Consider the following 17,811-nt stretch of genomic DNA (forward strand, 5'->3'; position numbering starts at 1 on the left):
GCGCACCCCCGGAGCAGCGACCTGTGGCCCCGCGAGCTGGCGACGCGGGAGAGCGGAGGTCCCAGGATTGGGACAGTCCGTAATCTGGCCGTGACTGTCGGGGTGGAACGTGGCCATCGTCGCGATGTTCTCAGCAGCCACTTTCACCCTCAGTAGCGTGCATTGGTGACATGAACCCCACGCGTCCGCGTGGCCTCGGTGGGGCCCTGCCGTAGGCGGGAAGCAATGGGCGTATGGTGCTGTTACCAAAAGGTGATGAGAACCGCACCACCTGGAAGGGCTACCCGGGGATGACCAGTTTGGACGGTCCTGGGAGGATCGGCCGTGAGGTGCGTCCAGGTGGGCGCGCGGTCACAGTCCGAGCAAGTAGCCTTGGACAGGTTCTCTATCATCAACGCCGATCTGCGGAAGAGGGCGATTTCCGCCGTGTCGTCTGAGTCGTCGCGGACAAACCCGCTGACAGCCTTCGGTCAGAACGAATGGCTTGTCGACGAGCTATACCAGAAGTATCTCCAAGATCCAGAGTCGGTCGACCGGGCCTGGTGGAACTTCTTTGCCGATTACCATCCCGACTATGGGCCGGGCCGTAACCCTGCCCGGGAGGCGACGACCGGAACGACGGCCGCCACCTCCACTGCTGTGGCTCCACCCAAGGCCGCCCCCGCGGCTCCCCCGAAAACCCCCACACCTGCTCCCGCTCCGGCGGCAGCGCCTGCGGCCGTGAAGCCGAAGCCGGCGACGCCGGTGCCGGCGGGGGCGCAGGAGGTGCCGCTTAAGGGCGCCGCCGCGCGGACCGCCGCGAACATGGACGCTTCTCTCGTGGTGCCCACCGCCACGAGTGTGCGCGCCGTGCCTGCCAAGCTGCTGATCGACAACCGGATCGTGATCAACAACCACCTGCTGCGGGGACGCGGCGGGAAGGTGTCGTTCACGCACATCATCGGTTACGCGGTGGTCAAGGCTCTCAAGGCCATGCCTGAGATGAACCACTCGTTCACCGAGGCGAACGGCAAGCCGGTGCTGGTGAAGCCGGAGCACGTTGCCCTCGGTCTGGCGATCGACGTGCAAAAGAGCGACGGCAGCCGCCAGCTCCTCGTGCCGTCGATCAAGGCCGCCGACGAGATGGACTTCCGTCAGTTCTGGATGGCCTATGAAGAGGTCGTCCGCAAGGCCCGTTCGGGCAAGCTGACGGTGGACGACTTCATGGGCACGACGATCAGCCTGACGAATCCGGGCACGATCGGCACGGTCCACTCCGTTCCGAGGCTGATGCCGGGCCAGGGCACGATCATCGGTGTCGGCGCGCTGGAATACCCCGCGGAATACCAGGGGGCTTCGCCGGAGACGCTGACGCGCCTGGCGGTGAGCAAGGTCCTGACGTTGACGTCGACCTACGACCACCGCATCATCCAGGGCGCGCAGTCGGGCGACTTCCTGCGCAGGATCCACCAGTTGCTGCTCGGCGGGGACGGGTTCTACGACGAGATCTTCGAGGCTCTGCGCATTCCGTATGAGCCGATCCGCTGGGTGCCTGACATCTCGGCGACGCACGACGACGATGTGGCGAAGTCCGCCCGCGTCATCGAGCTGATCCACGCGTACCGCGTGCGCGGTCATCTGATGGCCGACACCGACCCGCTGGAATACCGCCAGCGCAAGCACCCCGACCTGGACATCCAGTCGCACGGTTTGACGCTCTGGGATCTGGAGCGCGAGTTCGCGACGGGCGGCTTCGGCGGCAAGGCGCTGATGAAGCTGCGCGAGATCCTCGGTGTGCTGCGCGACTCGTACTGCCGCACGGTCGGCATCGAGTACATGCACATCCAGGGTCCGGAGGAGCGGGCCTGGATCCAGGAGCGTGTGGAGCGCCCGCACACCAAGCCGGACCGCGAGGAGCAGATCAACACGCTGCGCCGGCTCAACACGGCCGAGGCGTTCGAGACGTTCCTGCAGACGAAGTTCGTGGGGCAGAAGCGATTCTCGCTGGAGGGCGGCGAGTCGCTGATTCCGCTGCTCGACTCGGTGATCTCCGCGGCGGCCGACGAGTCGCTTGACGAGGTCGTCATCGGCATGGCGCACCGCGGCCGTCTGAACGTGCTGGCGAACATCGTCGGCAAGTCCTACGGCCAGATCTTCGGGGAGTTCGAGGGCAATCTCGACCCGCGCAGCGCTCACGGTTCGGGTGACGTGAAATACCACCTGGGCGCCTCGGGCGACTTCATGTCGCACGACGGCAAGAGGATCGTGGCGTCGGTGGTGGCGAACCCGTCGCACCTTGAGGCCGTCGACCCGGTTCTGGAAGGTGTGGTCCGGGCCAAGCAGGACCTGCTGGAGCGGGGCGAGGAGGGCTTCACGGTCCTGCCGGTGCTGGTGCACGGTGACGCGGCGTTCGCCGGTCAGGGCGTGGTCGCCGAGACGCTGCACCTGTCGCAGCTCCGCGGTTACCGCACCGGTGGCACGGTGCACATCGTGGTCAACAACCAGGTCGGCTTCACCACGTCGCCCGCTTCGTCCCGGTCGAGTGTCTACGCGACCGACGTGGCGCGGATGATCCAGGCGCCGATCTTCCATGTGAACGGCGACGACCCGGAGGCCGTGGTCCGCGTGGGCCAGTTGGCGTTCGAGTACCGCCAGGCGTTCCGCAAGGACGTCGTGATCGACCTCGTGTGCTACCGCCGCCGCGGCCACAACGAGGCCGACAACCCGAGCTTCACCCAGCCGTTGATGTACGACTTGATCGACGCCAAGCGGTCCACCCGCAAGCTTTACACCGAGGCGCTGATCGGTCGGGGCGACATCACGGTGGAGGAGGCCGAGCAGGCGCTCCGCGACTACCAGGAGCAGCTTGAGCGGGCGTTCACCGAGACGCGTGAGGCTGCCAGGGAGAAGACGGGCGAGTTCGCGCGCCCGGTCGACCCCGAGGTGATCCCGTGGTCGCACAAGGACACCGCGTCCGCGATCAACGAGGAGACGGTCAAGCGGGTCGTCGACACGCAGCTCAACCTGCCTGATGGTTTCACCATTCACCCGAGGCTGGCGCCGGTGCTCCAGCGCCGCGGGGCGATGGTGGCCGACGACGCGATCGACTGGGCGACCGGCGAGATGCTGGCGTTCGGTTCGCTGCTGATCGACGGCCACCCGGTGCGGCTGGTGGGCCAGGACTCCCGACGCGGCACGTTCGGCCAGCGCCACGCGGTGCTCGTCGACCGGGTCACGGGCGAGGATCACACGCCGCTGAAGTCGTTCAACCACGGCACGACGAAGTTCTACGTCTACGACTCGCTGCTGAGCGAGTTCGCGGCGATGGGCTTCGAGTACGGCTACAGCCTGGTCCGCCCGGAGGCCCTGGTCGCGTGGGAGGCCCAGTTCGGCGATTTCGCCAACGGCGCCCAGTCGATCATCGACGAGTTCATCTCGTCGGGCGAGCAGAAGTGGGGTCAGCGTTCGTCGGTCGTGCTGCTGCTGCCGCACGGCTACGAGGGCCAGGGCCCCGACCACTCGTCGGCCCGGATCGAGCGGTTCCTGCAGATGTGCGCGCAGGACAACATGACGGTCGCCCAGCCGACGACTCCGGCGAACTACTTCCACCTGCTGCGCTGGCAGACGCTGTCGAACCGGCGCCGTCCGCTGGTGGTGTTCACGCCGAAGTCGCTGCTGCGGAGCAAGGCCGCGGCGTCGCCGATGGCGGACTTCACCTCTGGGGCGTTCCGTCCGGTGATCGGCGACACGACGGTCGACGCGTCGGCGGTGCGGAGGGTCGTGCTCTGCTCCGGCAAGATCTACTACGACATCGCGGCGGCTAGAGACAAGCAGGGCCGTACGGATGTCGCAGTGGTCCGGTTGGAGCGTCTGTACCCGTTCCCCGCGAACCCGCTGCGGGAGGAGCTGTCGCGTTACGCCGGCGATGTCGAGCTGGTGTGGGCGCAGGACGAGCCGGTCAACATGGGGCCGTGGCCGTTCCTGACGCTCAAGCTGGCCGAGAACCCCGACATGTTCGGCGGGCGTGGGCTCCGCAGGGTTTCCCGTAAGCCCAACTCGTCGCCGGCGGTCGGTTCGCACGCCGCGCACGAGCAGGAGCTGGTGGAAATGATCAAGGAGATCTTCAGCTAGGCACGCTCTTCAGAAGGTCCCCCGCGATCGCCCACGCGGGGGGCTTTCTCGTTCCATGGCCCACGATGCTTCGATGGCCCGTCAAGGCCCGTCAAGATTCCGTGGCCCGTCAAGATTCCGTAGCCCGTCAAAGGAGGATTTCTCACCATGTACTTCACCGATCGCGGCATCGAAGAGCTGGTTCAGCGGCGCGGCGAGGAGGAGGTCGGCATGCTGTGGCTGGCCGAGCGCCTGCGCGAGTTCGTGGATCTCAACCCGGAGTTCGAGACCCCTGTCGAGCGCCTCGCGACGTGGCTGGCCCGTCTGGACGACGACGAGGACTGATCACCCCACCGCCACCGAAGCCACCACCGAACGCGATACATCTTGACTTTTCCCAAACGCGACATATCGTGTTGGGTATCGGTGGTTTCTCGTCTTTGGTGAAGGACAGACAGACCATGCCTCAGTGGACGGTGGACAGACCCCAGCAGTTCACGTTCGACGCGGTGACGGCGTTGAACGTGCGGATCGTGGCCGGGAGAGTCGCGGTGCTGGCGAGCGACGGCCCGCCATCGCTGGAGGTGACCGAGGTGGGCTCCCCGCCGTTGATCGTCACGCAGGGCGACGACGGCGCGCTCACGGTCACCTACAGGGATCTGACGTGGGACGGCGTCCTCGGTTGGCTGCGGCCGGGCAACCGGTCGACGACCCTGTCGCTGACGGTGCCGAAGACCTGCGCGGTGCATCTCGGGGTGATCAGCGCCTCGGCGCTGGTCGCGGGCGTGGAGAGGCAGACGAAGGTCAAGAGCGTCAGCGGCGATATCGTGCTCGACGGGGTGAGCGGGGAGGTGCAGGCCGAAACGGTGTCCGGCTCCCTGGAAAGCCGGTTCCTCACCGGTGACCTCTACTTCACCAGCCTCGCCGGTGAGCTGACCATCGCCGACGGGACCCCGCGCAGGCTGCGCGCCAACACGGCCTCGGGACGCATCACCGCCGATCTCGTCCTCACCCCCACCGGGCACGTGACGCTGAACAGCGTGTCCGGTTCCGTCCTCGTACGGCTGCCGCACAAGGTGGACACCGACGTCACGCTGCGTTCGACGACGGGCCAGTTGAGCACGGGGTTCAGCGAACTCGTCAGCAGCGAGAAAGCCGCCGGCCGCTCCCTATCGGGCCGTCTCGGCGGAGGCATGGCCTCCCTCAGCGCCACCACCATGTCCGGAGACATCACACTGCTTCAAGGAGAAGACCGATGAGCCCGGTTTTCGGCCACGGACGACTGCGGCTCTACCTCCTCAGGCTGCTGGAGGAGAGCCCCAAACACGGCTACGAGGTGATCCGGCTCCTGCAGGACCGCTTCCTCGGCGTCTACTCGCCCTCCCCTGGGACGATTTATCCAAGGCTGGCCCGTCTGGAGGAGGAGGGCCTCGTCACCCACGAGGTCATCGCGGGCAAAAAGGTCTTCTCCATCACCGACAAGGGCCGCGCCGAACTGCACGCGCGCGTGGACGAGCTGGACGAGCTGGAGCAGGAGATCTCCGACTCGGTCCGCGACATCGCCCGCGAGGTCAAAGAGGACGTCCGCGCCACGGTCCGGTCGCTGCGCGATGAGCTGACCCAGATGGCGAAGGACGTGCGGCGCGAGGGCGCCGAGTCGGCCCGGCGGACCTGGCAGGGCCAGCAGGAGGATATGCGCCGGGTCCGGGAGCAGCAGAAGGAGGAATGGGAGCGGACCAAGGAGCGCCACCGCACGGAACGCGAGGAATGGGCGGAGCGCGTGCGGTCCTGGCAGAGCCAGGCCAGCCGGCACGGGCAGGAGCTGCGGGACATCCTGACGGGCATGTGGTCCGACCTCAGCGACGCCGCGGCCAACCGCAAGACCCACGCCGACCTCGACGCCGAGCTCGGCGCCGCCCTCGCCGACTTCGTGGCCCTGGTCCGCAAGGAGGCCGACGCCGAGCGTCTCTCCACCGAGACCGTGGACGAGGTGCGTGCCGTTCTCGACGAGACGGCCGCGCGGATGCGCGACATCCTCCGCGCCTGAACTCCGCGCCTGAACTCCGCGACGACTGGCCTGTACGGCCGGCGGCCCGCTCCCCCGGCGTCCCCTCGGGGCCTTACCAGGCGCTGCCGCGCCGAGGGCCAGGAGCAGGGGGACCCGCGTCGATGACGTCCGGGCACATCCGGATCATGCCACGACGGACGCGGACCGGAAGGCCACCGACGGAGTACCTCCGCAGTGGCCTTCCAGGCGCGCGTCCCCCGCGGCGTTCAGAACGCGAACACCGACCCGGCCATGATGTTCAGGTCGCACGCGTTGCCGAAGGTGTGCTGGTAGCGGATGAGCTTCCCGTCCCACGTGCCGGTCGCGGTGACCGTCACCGGGTCGTAGATCGCCGGGCAGAGCATGCCCTTGGCGGGCTCCACCTTGGCCGGGTCGCCGCCCGCCTCGTCCAGCGCGCGGCACGCCGCCGCCGAGGTGGGGCGGTCACCGGTGGTGGAGCGGCACACGAGCATCGTGTGCCGGTCTGCGGGGAAGGGCTCGGCCCCCTTGGCGAAGGTCAGCAGCAGCGCCCTGGTGATCCGCCGGGGCGGAGCGGGTTTGGATGGGTACGGCTTGCCCGGCTGGGAGATCTGGGCCCCGGGATGTCCCGGCAGCACCTGGTGGTCCGGGCCGAGCGTCGGCCCCGACGGCTGCCAGGGCCTCGTCGAGCCCGGCGGCTGCGGCTTCGTTTCGGCCTGTGCCGTACCTGTCAGGAGGGCTGCCGAGCCGACCAGGGCAGCGCCGCCGGACATAACGGCCAGACATGCGGTCGTGTGGCGTATGAGACGTCGCATCGAATCCCCCGATTCCCGATGACGTCGAACGCCTGCCCACTCTGGCGCACGAGGGCGGCACCGACAACAACCGACGCTCCCCCGACACGGGTGAATGTGACGTGATCACTTGGCCGGACGGTTCCCTCAGCTCGGTAACGAACTGATATCGGTACATGTCGTAGTCCGGTTTGTGGGTTTATGCGAAAGATCACACTGTTACGGTCACATCTTGTCTCTTTACGTAAGCATGGAATGCCGTGAGCGTTCCATGACCGAAGCGGCGAGGCGCATCCGCAGCACCTCTACCTCAGCCCGCCGCCGACGAAGCAAGGAGCAAGATGAAAACCCGAGCACAGCGCCTGGCCCTCCCCCTCGGCGGAGCCCTCATCGCGACCGGCCTGGTCGGCGGCGCACTCGCCGCCCCCGCCGGCGCCGCGGCCCCCAAGGACAGGAAGTCCGTCACGCTCGCGGCTTCAGGAGAGGCGAAGGCCATCGCCACCACCTGGACGTCCAGCAAGCTGAAGACCGCCAAGAGCTACCTCTCGGACTCCTCGGCCTCCGGCAGACTCCAGAAGAGCGCCACCCCCGCCGCCGCCGACGGCAAGCCCGGCGCGATCGCCCCCACCGGCAAGAGCAGCAGCAGCTCCGGCAGGTCCAAGAACGTCAACCTGCCCACGACGGTCGGCAAGGTGTTCTTCGAAGTCAACGGCAAGCCGTACTGGTGCTCGGCGTCGGCCGTGCAGTCGAAGTACAAGAACCTGATCGCCACCGCCGGCCACTGCGTCTACCGGACGGAACTCAACAAGACCGTCGACAACTTCGTCTTCATCCCCGGCTATCACCAGGGGAAGGCGCCCTTCGGGATCTACGTGGGCGCCAAGATGCACACCCACTACGACTTCGACGTCTACGAGGACTACGACAAGGACTACGCCTTCGTCAATGTCTACAACGGCGTCAAGCAGACCGGTGTCAACGAAGTGAACCGCGCCGAGTACGACGCCTGGAAGGGCGTCAAGTACACCGAGGACAAGGAGATCGGCGAGGAGGCCTACAAGGAGGGCGTCGACCGGTACGGCCCGGCCGGCCCGTACTTCGCGAAGTCCGAGAAGAAATCGGAGAACGTCGGCCCGTCCTACCCGGGTGCGCTGGCCTCGAAGGTCGAGGTCACCGAGCTGACCTACGAGCGGGCTCCGAAGCAGTCGCACGACCCCGACGACAAGGAGCCGAACGGCACCCGCCACTCGACCGAGACCACCGCCCTCACCGAGCCGGAATACGAGCGCCTGCTGCGTGACAAGGCCGCCGGCAAGGTGCCGGGCAAGGTGTGGAAGGACAGCACGGGCTTCCACCTCACGCAGTACTACCTCTTCCAGTGGATCAAGGAGACGACGAACACCACGTATTACGTCTCCCGGTTCTACGTGAAGGTCTTCGCCGACGCCGGCAGGCTCGGCGACAACGTCGGCGGGCAGGGCTTCGCCTGGAACCAGCGCGGCGGTAAGAAGGTGTTCGCCTTCGGCTACCCGACCGCGGCGCACCTCGACGGCGACAAGGTCTACAGCGGCGAAACGATGAAGTGGTGCTACGGCACGACCGTCGCGGCTCCCACCGTACGGAAGTACAAGGCCGAGGAACACCGGGCGATCAAGTGCGCCTTCACCCCCGGCGCGAGCGGCGGGCCGTTCCTGATGAACTACTCAAGCGCCAAGCGCCAGGGCTATCTGAATGGTGTGGTGAGCCTCACGCTCGACAGCGATGGCAACAAGCGCTACGACCGCGTGACGACCCCGTACTTCGACGGTGAGACCTACGCCATCTACAAGCACGCGGCGAACCTATGGACGCCGAAGCTCTCAAGCCGATAATCCGAAATGATCAATGAGCGCCTTTCCATTCGCCGCCGCGATGGCCGTCCGGCCTGCTCAGACGGCTACTGAATCGACCGATCGGTCACGGTCGGCAGGCACGGAAAAGCGCTCGGTGAAGTCGGTGGAGAGATCTGTCTAATCCGATCTCTCCACTGCTTCACACCCCTCTTACACAGAGAAATGCAAGCTTGATCAGGTAACAGAGTGAACCCAGATCATGCCGACAAGCTATCCGGATCCAAGTTGATCTGGAAAAATCACCGCTTACAGTTGCACAACCCCCACTGATCTTGAAAGGTCCGGCCCCATGTTCCCCCGCGCGAGGCGCTTCCTGGCCGTGTTGAGCGGCCTCGCAGCCGCGTGCGCGTTGGCCGCGGCCACCTTCCCTGCAGCCGCTCTCGCGACTCCGCCGTACGAGGTCACCGAGGAGAAGGTGTTCACGATCGGGCTGGCGAAGACCGCCGCCGAAGCGGCGAAGGTCGCGGACTACTGGCGGCCGGACCGCATCAAGCAGGCGGAGGAGCAGTCGCCGGCCAGCCCCGGCTCCAAGATCGTCACCACCCCCTCCGGCTCCGCCACCCCCAAGCCCAGCCTCGCCGAGGCAGGAGCGGCCGGCACCGCTCAGACGACCGGCGCGACGCAGGCCCAGACCGCGGGCACCGCCCCGGTCGCCCCCAAGACCATCGGCAAGGTCTTCTTCAAGTTCAACTCCAAGGAGTACTGGTGCTCGGCGACCTCCGTCAGCGCCAAGAACCGCAGCCTTGTCGCTACCGCCGCCCACTGCGCTTATGACGTACGGCGCGGCGAGCCCGCGCAGTACTGGATCTTCGTCCCGAACCCCGAGAGCGGCATCGCGAACGGCATCTACGTCGGCCGCTCGATCAGCATGCACGAGGACTTCCCCGGCAAGGGCGACTACGACTACGACTACGCCTTCGTCACCGTGCACAAGGGATTCACCTGGGTCGCCGACAAGGACGCCAAGGGAGCCGTGACCTACCGGAAGGTGGAGGTCGGCAGGCTGCAGGACAAGGTCGGCGGGCTGAAGGTCGACACCCAGCGGCGCACCGGCAACCCCACCTACGCCTTCGGCTACCCCTCCGGACCGCAGCCCGACGGCAGCCGGCCCTTCAACGGCCGGTCGGTGCAGGTGTGCTCGGGCACCACGAGCCTGACGAGGTCCCCCTCGTACCAGCTCAACCTCGGCCTGCTGATCAACAACTGCACCTTCACCGCCGGCGCGAGCGGCGGCCCCTGGCTCATCGACTACAACCCGGCCACCGGCGAGGGCTTCCTGAACGGGGTCAACAGCCTCAGTTGGAACCTCAAGCCGGACGGTAAGTACGACGCGATCTCCTCGGGCTACTTCTCCGTCTACGCGCTGGCCACCTACCGGCACGCCGAGAAACTGCCCATTAGCTGACACTCTTCGCAAGCCTCGCCCCCGAGGGCTCCGGCGTGATCGCCGGAGCCCTCGCGTTTCGGGCGCGTTAGACGTGAGCGACGGCCAAACGGTGCCATCCGAGCGATGTGATCTGCATCACATGCGCTTGGTAACGCACTGTATCTGGACAACTACACCTCAATCTTCACTCCCTTCACATCGTTCTTATGATCTGGGGAAACGGCGACGACCCTCCGGAATCCGGCGTCAGACAAAGAGCCTCTTTAAACATCACGAAACGGTCACGGCCGCGTAGGTGCCGATGTTTCAGTGCGAAGCGGGTTCCAGTTTTCAAGATCAGGACTGTATGTTCTGGCTATCCCTTTACTGACGCCTGGGACGCAAGAGGCGCCCCACATCAGCGCAAGGAGTTGGAATGAACACCCGAGTTAAGCGCCTGGTTCTGCCCCTGGGTGGCGCCGTCGCCGCCGCCGCCATGATCGGCGCCGGCCTGGCCGCCCCGGCCACCGCCAACAGCCCGGTCGTGACCGACGCTCTGGCCGCCACCCCGACCTCCGCCAAGACCGTTGCCGACTTCTGGCTGGACACGAAGGGCGCCGACCTCAAGCGGGCGACGCAGTACCCCTTCGACTACAAGGCTGTCAAGCGCCACACGGTGGGCTCCTCCGGCGCTCCGTCCTCGGACGGCAAGCCGGGTCTGATCGGCCAGAGCACCACGCCGTCCAGCAAGGTGAAGAACGTCAACCTGCCGAAGACCATCGGCAAGGTGTTCTTCGAGAAGGGCGGCAAGACCTACTGGTGCTCCGGCTCCTCGATCCAGTCCAACTACGGCAACCTGGTCGCCACTGCGGGTCACTGCGTCTACGACGTCCAGGGCAACAACGACGTCATGGACAAGTGGGTCTTCGTCCCGGCTTACTACCAGGGCAAGGCTCCTTACGGCGTCTACGTGGGCAAGCAGGCCTTCACCCACTACGACTTCGACGTCTACGAGGACTTCGACAAGAACTACGCGTTCGTCACCGTCTACAACGGCTTCTCCGTTGGCGACAAGAAGGCTGTCGACAAGAAGACCTACGACGCCTTCAACGGCCACCAGAGCACCAAGTGGACGGACGACGTTCCGATCACCGAGGCCGAGTACAACAAGATCGTCGCCGAGCGCGGCGGCGAGACCAGCGACGCCTGGAGCAGGTCCGAGTCGTCGACCGAGGTCGGTTCGGTCGACCAGAAGGACTACAGCTACACCAAGGTCGAAGTGACCAAGGCGCAGTTCGACGCTGCCACGGTTGCCGCTCCTGGCAACGGCAGCAAGTACACGCCGAAGGCTGGCGAGCACGCCAACCCCTGGGTCCGGGAAGTCAGCAAGTCTGACTACGACAACTACAAGGGCAAGGGCGACCGTAAGATCACGGCGAACGGCTCCTTCCAGCTCACCGACTACTACCTCGGTTACTGGGTCAAGGATGCTGCGGTCAAGCACTACAAGACGGTCTACTACATCATGGGTTCCGTTGACCGCGGCACGCTGAAGAGCAACGTTGGTGCTCAGGGCTTCGCGTGGAACCAGAAGCACGGCATCCCGGTCTTCGTGTTCGGCTACCCGGGTGGCGAGCACCCCGACGGTGACCGTCCGTTCAGCGGCGTGACCGTCAAGCAGGCCTACGGCAAGACCGTCAAGGCCACCGCCCTCAGCCTGAAGGCGGAGGAGCTCGTCGGTATCCGTAGCGGCGCCATGACCGCCGGCGCTGACGGTGGTCCCTGGATCTACCGCTACAGCAGCGCCAGCCGCATCGGTTACATCAACGGTGTGACCGGCGTCATCGGCGACACCGACAAGAACGACCGTTTCGACACCGTGGCCTCCGCCTACTTCGACGGCGAGACCAAGGGTGTCTACGACAAGGCCAAGGCCCTCTGGTCCGGCAAGATCGTTGACGGCAACGGCAACATCACCAAGTAGTTCTGACGGTCTGGAGCGCAGGGGTCCAAACCCTGGGTTCGAACCAAGCGTTACCCGTGAGGCCCGGCATCTGCCGGGCCTCACGGCCGTTTACGGGGCCTTTTCCACGACCACAGCCAGCAACTGGAGTTTCCCGTGAAAATCCGAGGCAAGCGCCTGCTCCCCCTCGGCGGCGCGCTCGCGGCGACCGCGATCCTCGCAACCACCCTCAACGTGCCGGCGCAGGCGTCGCCCGCCTACGCGGCCGACCTGCTCATCTCCTCCCCCACCGAGGCGTACGGCGCGGCCCGCTTCTGGCTGGAGGCCAACGGCGCGGCGATGCGCAAGGCGAAGGAGTACACCTGGGACGCCAAGGACGTCACCAAGCTGGTCCGCAGCAGCGGTGACGTGACCGACGGCAAGCCCGGCATGGTGGGGCAGTCCACGCCCAAGCCCACCAAGGCCAAGAACATCAACCTGCCGAAGACCATCGGCAAGGTGTTCTTCGTCGACCACAAGGGCGAGTACCGCTGGTGCAGCGGCACCAGCGTCCAGTCGCGCTACAACAACCTGGTGGCCACCGCCGGCCACTGCGTCTACGACGTCGAAGGCAACAAGGACGTCCTCGACCGGTGGGTTTTCGTCCCCTCCTACTACGAGGGCAAGGCCCCTCATGGCGTCTTCGTCGGCAAGCAGGCCGTGACCGGCTATGACTTCGACGTCTATGAGGACTTCGACCAGGACTACGCCTTCGTGGCGGTCTACGATGGCTTCGCCGAGCCGCGCGCCCGCGAGGTGGCCAGGACGGACTACACGGCTTTCACCGGCGCGAAGCGCACCTACACCGAGGAGATCCTCAGCATTCCCGGCGGCAGGAGCGCCCAGGAGATCTACACCGAGGGCCAGAGCAGGTACGGCGACGTCTACTTCACCAAGGACTCCCGCTTCTACCGCCACCGCTACGTCGTGGGTGAGGCGAAGAGCACCGGGCCTCTCGCCGTGGCCGCGGGGGCGCTCGGTTTCGCCTGGAACCAGAAGGTCGGCGAGCAGACCGTGGCGTTCGGCTATCCGGGGTCGCCGCATCCGGACGGCGACAAGCCGTACACCGGGGTGACGCCGAAGCTGTGCTCGGGGAAGGCCATGGAGAAGACCTACCAGGTCAACTCCTACAAGGTGGCGAACCACGTGGCGTTGAAGTGTGCGATGACCGGCGGCGCGGACGGCGGGCCGTGGGTGATCCGCTACGACAACGGCAAGCGCTACGGCTACGTCAACGGCGTGACGAGCGTGTTCCACGACCAGGACGGCAACGAGCGCGTCGACCACATCAGCTCGCCGTATTTCGACGGTGAGGCGCACGCGGTTTACATGAAGGCGAACTCCATCAAGTCTGCTCGCATCGTCGGCGAGAAGGGCGAGCTTCTCAAGTAGACCGGCAGGCTTCTCAAGCAGCCCCGCGGGCTTCTCAGGAAGCTCACGGTAAAGAGGACGGTCAGGGGTCCGGCGCCGCGTGGGACGCGCCGAATCCCTGACCGGTCTTCAGACGGACGTCAGTTCGGCGGTGCGCTCGTTGAGTAAACGCACCGGCGTTTCCCCTTCATAGGGTTGGAGCCGCCGGCGGAGGTCGGCGACGTAGGTGCGTGTGCGCGCCGACTGCAGCTCGGCGGCGAGTTCGAATGCCTCGGCCGCGACCGCGCACGCCTCCTCCAGTTCGCCGCACCGCAGCAGGCCGCCGCTCAGCAGCGACAGGTTGAACATCCGCCCCCGCACATAACGCGAGTCCATGTCCAGTGACCTGCGCGCGTGTTGTACGGCGTGAGCCCCGTCGCCCAGGTCCCGGAAACAGTGCGCGAATTTCGCCGCCAGGTATGCCTCGTCGAAATAACGCAGCCATTCCGGCTCGTCGTCGGGTTTTCGCCGGTCGAAGGCCAGTTCGGCCAGGTGAAGTGCGCTGGAGCATGCCGCGGGGTCGCCGAGGGCGGCCAGGGCGTGGGCTTCGAGCGCGTGGGCTTCGGCGAGGAGGGTGTGGAGGCCGACTCGGCGGGCGGAGAGCGCGGAGGCGCGGGCGAGGTCGAGGGCGTGGGCGGGTTGGCCGATGTAGACGGCCTGGTGGCTCATGCCGGCGAGGATCTCGCCGCCGAGGCCGTGGTCGCCGGCGCCTCGGGCGAGGCTGAGGGCTTGGAGCATGTAGCGCTGGGCGAGGCCGTGCTGTTCGAGGTCGTAGGCCATCCAGCCGGCGAGTCTGGTGAGCTCGGCGCAGGCGGAGGCGAGTTCGCGGCCGGTGGCGTCGCCGTACGATCCGTCGTTGAGGAGCGGCGTGACGGCGGTGTCGAGGTATTTCACGACCGCGGCCCGCACCCGTCCCCCGCCGAACCGGTTGTCGAGCTCCCCGAACGAGCGGGTGACCTCGCGGATCGCCGCGATGTCCGACGTCCCCACCCGGTGCACGCCCACGCCCGTGGGGTGCGCTTCGGGTGGCAGGGTGAGCCATCGTACGGCTCCCGCCGACCCGGCGCCGATCGTGAACGTCGAGTCGAGGAGGAACTTGCGCCGCTCCACGTCCGCCCGCCACAGGGCCGTCACCGTCGCGATCCCCTCGTGCCACGTGTGGGTGAACTCCTGGCCGAGGTCGAGGGGTATGGCGCCGGCGGGCATGCCGAGGTCGCCGGATCCGACGTGGCGTCCGAGCCGCTGCGCGAAGATCTCGGCCAGGAGGTCGGGCACCGGGTCGCGGGGGCGTTGGCCGCCGATCCAGCGCAGGACGGAGCTGTGGTCGTAGCGGAGGTTTCCGATGCCGCGTGCGGTGCCGAGGTCGTTGAGTCTGCGGGCGAGCCCCTTGTGGGAAAAGCCCGCCTCCGCGATGAGCCGTTGAAGTAATCGGTTGGGCACGCGTTTCATAGCTCTCCTCAGCGTGGGATGCGCGGGACTATCGCTCTCTCCCCACCTGCGTGCCGGATGGCCGATCGGGGGCGGCCCTTACCCAGATAGGTAACAGAGGGTTTTTGTTATAGCACGCTGCGTGACTGGGATTTGATGTTTCGAAAGGTTGTCGCATTGGTTGTCCAAGGTAAGTGGCTGGCGAAATGCATCTCAGGTCCGTGTACCGCTAAGGGGGAGTCTCTTTCCTCCCATCCCGCGCCCTTCAGCCGGTCGTGTCCGTTAGCCGTCTCACATGGTCGCGATCGGCTTTCACGCCCGCGTGCGCACACGGCGTGAACGGCTGTAAATGGCCTGGTGAAGAAAAAGCAGAGGCGCCCTCAGCATTTCGCATGCTGAGGGCGCCTGCATATCCGAGCGCTTTATCGGCCCTGCCGCCGAGGCCGGCGCCACCTGAGCGTGTGGGGCGCCGTACGGCGTGAGCCCGTCAGAGGCGCGCCACCCCGTCGAGCCTGGCCTGGGCGGCGACCGCGGCGGTGACGGCGGGGGCGACCCGCTCGTCGAAGGGGCTCGGAATGACGTAGTCCTCGCTGAGACCGTCGCCCACGACCCCGGCCAGGGCGGTCGCCGCGGCGACCTTCATGTTCTCGGTGATCGTGGTGGCCCGCACGTCGAGCGCGCCCCTGAAGACGCCGGGGAAGGCCAGCACGTTGTTGATCTGATTGGGGAAGTCGGAGCGGCCCGTGGCCACCACCCGGGCGTGCTTGCGTGCGACCTCCGGGTGGATCTCGGGTGTTGGGTTGGACAGGGCGAACACGATCGCCCCGGGCGCCATGGAGGCGATGGCCTCCTCCGACACCGTCGAGCCGGACAGGCCCACGAACACGTCCGCCCCCACGAGCGCGTCCTCGGTGGAGCCGGTGAGGCGGGCGCGGTTGGTGTCACGTGCCAGATCGGCCTTGAAGGAGTTGAGCCCCTCGCGGCCCTCGTAGATCAAGCCCTTGGAGTCGGACACGGCGATGTCGCCGATGCCCGCGTTGAGCAGGATCCGGGTGACCGCGACGCCGGAGGCGCCGGCTCCGGCGATGACCGCGCGCAGCTCGGACAGGGGGCGCCCGGTGAGCTTGGCGGCATTCTGCAGCGCGGCGAGCACCACGATGGCGGTGCCGTGCTGGTCGTCGTGGAAGACCGGGATGTCGAGCAGCTCGCGCAGCCGGTCTTCCACCTCGAAGCAGCGGGGGGCGCTGATGTCTTCGAGGTTGATGCCCCCGAACGAGGGCGCGAGCCGGACGATGGTCTCCACAAGGGCATCGACGTCCGTGCAGTCCAGGCAGATCGGCACGGAGTCGACCCCGGCGAACTGCTTGAACAGCAGGGCCTTGCCCTCCATGACGGGCATGGCGGCGGAGGGGCCGATGTCACCGAGGCCGAGGACGGCGGTGCCGTCTGTCACGACCGCGACGACATTGGACACCCAGGTGTAATCGTTGACCAAGCCAGGCTGTTCGGCAATCGCCGTGCACACCCGGGCGACTCCAGGCGTATAGGCAAGCGCGAGGTCATCGGCGTTCCTGACCGGGATGGTGGAACGGACCTCCAGCTTGCCTCCCCGGTGCAGAGCGAACGCCGGGTCGGAGTCGAGATCATGGGCGGGGAGGGAAACGGAGGTTGGCGTGACGGCCACAGCGACCCCTGTAGATAAGACGGACGGGTTCCTTCGACAAGCGGCGCGTCGAGGGAGATCGCCTGGCGGCCTCGGTAGCCGCCAGGTCGCCCCACCCCTGGTTGAGCGACGCCTTCGGGCACGGGGGTCACCCGTCGCACGATTGTGTCACATGCTTCATCGTGGTCAACGTAGGTGAGGGGGCGAGGGGGCACTACGCTCCGAGACCGATCCGTCCCGGCGGCCAGTAGCGCAACACGACCCGCCCGAGCACCGACTCGGCCGGGACCGGGCCGAAGTCCCAGCTGTCCTTGCGCCCGCTCGCCCGCTGGTTGTCGCTCTCCACCCACCAGCCCTCCTCGGTGAGCCAGGCGGCCCGCTTGACGATCAGCGTGTTCTCCGCGCCCGGCAGGCGGGCCACGACGACGTCGCCGGGCCGGATCGGCGCCCCTCGCCGTACCAGGAGACGGTCTCCAGAGCGCAAAGCGGGCGTCATCGAGTCGCCCTCCACGCGGACTCTCATGGGCGAAAGCCCCTCCCAGGCGGCATTTTGTATGGCGGTCACGAGTAAGGTCGCTAGTGAGTGTTCCTCGTCCTTCTCGCGAGCCGACACTCGGCCGGGGGTCCGCGCGCGCCCATTAGGGCTGCCGGGCGGCTCCCAGACCTTGGGTTTGCGAACCGGACGAAGATCCTCGTGGACCAAACTGACACCAGCATCATGGAAGGATTCCCCGATGCTTGCACGACTGCTGCGCCCCGCGCAGACTGTGTCCGCGCACTGCGACCTGCCCTGCGGCGTTTACGACCCGGCTCAGGCGCGGATCGAGGCCGAGTCCGTCAAGGCCATCATGGAGAAATACGCCGGCAACGAGGACCCCGTCTTCCGCGCCCGGGCGTTGTCGATCAAGGAGGAGCGGGCCGAGCTGGTCAAGCACCACCTGTGGGTGCTGTGGACCGACTACTTCAAGCCCCCGCACCTTGAGCAGTACCCGCAGCTCCACCAGCTCTTCTGGGACGCGACCAAGCTCGCCGGCGCCGCCGGCGCCAAGGGCACGGTCGACGTGGAGAAGGCGGACGGCCTGCTCGCCAAGATCGACGAGATCTCCAAGATTTTCTGGGCGACGAAGGCCGCCTAATCACA

The 17,811-nt window shown here is 66.7% G+C and carries 13 protein-coding genes; 9 read left to right on the forward strand and 4 right to left on the reverse strand.

The features are described 5' to 3' along the window. The first annotated feature begins 426 nt into the window (after nt 1-426). From BLQ73_RS24490 to BLQ73_RS24505, 4 genes are all read left to right on the forward strand, one after another. Nucleotides 427-4,110 carry a multifunctional oxoglutarate decarboxylase/oxoglutarate dehydrogenase thiamine pyrophosphate-binding subunit/dihydrolipoyllysine-residue succinyltransferase subunit gene (locus tag BLQ73_RS24490; RefSeq protein ID WP_093173861.1) on the forward strand — a complete coding sequence of 1,228 codons (3,684 nt, stop codon included), beginning with the start codon at nt 427-429 and terminating at the stop codon, nt 4,108-4,110. Between the two features lie 147 nt (nt 4,111-4,257). Beyond that, nucleotides 4,258-4,434, forward strand: a complete 177-nt coding sequence (locus tag BLQ73_RS32755; protein ID WP_093173793.1) for a DUF6104 family protein — start codon at nt 4,258-4,260, stop codon at nt 4,432-4,434. Nucleotides 4,435-4,550: 116 nt separating this feature from the next. Beyond that, entirely contained in the window at nt 4,551-5,348 is a 798-nt protein-coding gene (locus BLQ73_RS24500; RefSeq protein ID WP_093173795.1) for a DUF4097 family beta strand repeat-containing protein, read from the forward strand. Next, nucleotides 5,345-6,136: a PadR family transcriptional regulator gene (locus BLQ73_RS24505; RefSeq protein ID WP_093173797.1), complete on the forward strand. Its 792-nt coding sequence runs from the start codon at nt 5,345-5,347 to the stop codon at nt 6,134-6,136. Before BLQ73_RS24500 ends, BLQ73_RS24505 begins: the two co-directional genes overlap by 4 nt. 227 nt (nt 6,137-6,363) lie before the next feature. On the opposite strand, the gene BLQ73_RS24510 is transcribed toward BLQ73_RS24505, so the two are convergent. Continuing rightward, complete coding sequence (locus BLQ73_RS24510; protein WP_093173799.1) at nt 6,364-6,888, reverse strand: SSI family serine proteinase inhibitor; 525 nt, start codon at nt 6,886-6,888, stop codon at nt 6,364-6,366. Nucleotides 6,889-7,250: 362 nt separating this feature from the next. Here BLQ73_RS24510 and BLQ73_RS24515 point away from each other — a divergent pair, with 362 nt between their 5' ends. From BLQ73_RS24515 to BLQ73_RS24530, 4 genes are all read left to right on the forward strand, one after another. Then, nucleotides 7,251-8,780 carry a trypsin-like serine peptidase gene (locus BLQ73_RS24515; protein ID WP_093173801.1) on the forward strand — a complete coding sequence of 510 codons (1,530 nt, stop codon included), beginning with the start codon at nt 7,251-7,253 and terminating at the stop codon, nt 8,778-8,780. Between the two features lie 310 nt (nt 8,781-9,090). Further along, the gene (locus tag BLQ73_RS24520; RefSeq protein WP_093173803.1) at nt 9,091-10,206 is read left to right on the forward strand and encodes a trypsin-like serine peptidase; all 1,116 of its coding nucleotides are present in this window, start codon (nt 9,091-9,093) and stop codon (nt 10,204-10,206) included. A 397-nt stretch (nt 10,207-10,603) separates the two neighbouring features. Next, on the forward strand, nt 10,604-12,151 hold the full coding sequence (locus BLQ73_RS24525) for a trypsin-like serine peptidase (protein ID WP_093173805.1): 1,548 nt from the start codon (nt 10,604-10,606) through the stop codon (nt 12,149-12,151). 135 nt (nt 12,152-12,286) lie between these two features. Beyond that, entirely contained in the window at nt 12,287-13,561 is a 1,275-nt protein-coding gene (locus BLQ73_RS24530; protein ID WP_245691353.1) for a trypsin-like serine peptidase, read from the forward strand. Between the two features lie 108 nt (nt 13,562-13,669). Here the strand turns inward: BLQ73_RS24530 and BLQ73_RS24535 are convergent, their stop codons facing one another. The 3 genes from BLQ73_RS24535 to sodX form a co-directional block, all read right to left on the reverse strand. Continuing rightward, complete coding sequence (locus tag BLQ73_RS24535; protein WP_093173807.1) at nt 13,670-15,028, reverse strand: NsdA family TPR-like regulatory protein; 1,359 nt, start codon at nt 15,026-15,028, stop codon at nt 13,670-13,672. Between the two features lie 466 nt (nt 15,029-15,494). Next, complete coding sequence (locus BLQ73_RS24540) at nt 15,495-16,691, reverse strand: NAD(P)-dependent malic enzyme (protein WP_093173809.1); 1,197 nt, start codon at nt 16,689-16,691, stop codon at nt 15,495-15,497. A 193-nt stretch (nt 16,692-16,884) separates the two neighbouring features. Beyond that, complete coding sequence (gene sodX, locus BLQ73_RS24545; protein ID WP_093173811.1) at nt 16,885-17,193, reverse strand: nickel-type superoxide dismutase maturation protease; 309 nt, start codon at nt 17,191-17,193, stop codon at nt 16,885-16,887. Nucleotides 17,194-17,404: 211 nt separating this feature from the next. Between sodX and sodN the strand changes: the two genes are divergently transcribed. After that, entirely contained in the window at nt 17,405-17,806 is a 402-nt protein-coding gene (gene sodN, locus BLQ73_RS24550; RefSeq protein ID WP_093173813.1) for a superoxide dismutase, Ni, read from the forward strand. Nucleotides 17,807-17,811: the final 5 nt, after the last annotated feature.

Source organism: Sinosporangium album (assembly GCF_900100605.1).
Taxonomy (GTDB): Bacteria; Actinomycetota; Actinomycetes; order Streptosporangiales; family Streptosporangiaceae; genus Sinosporangium; species Sinosporangium album.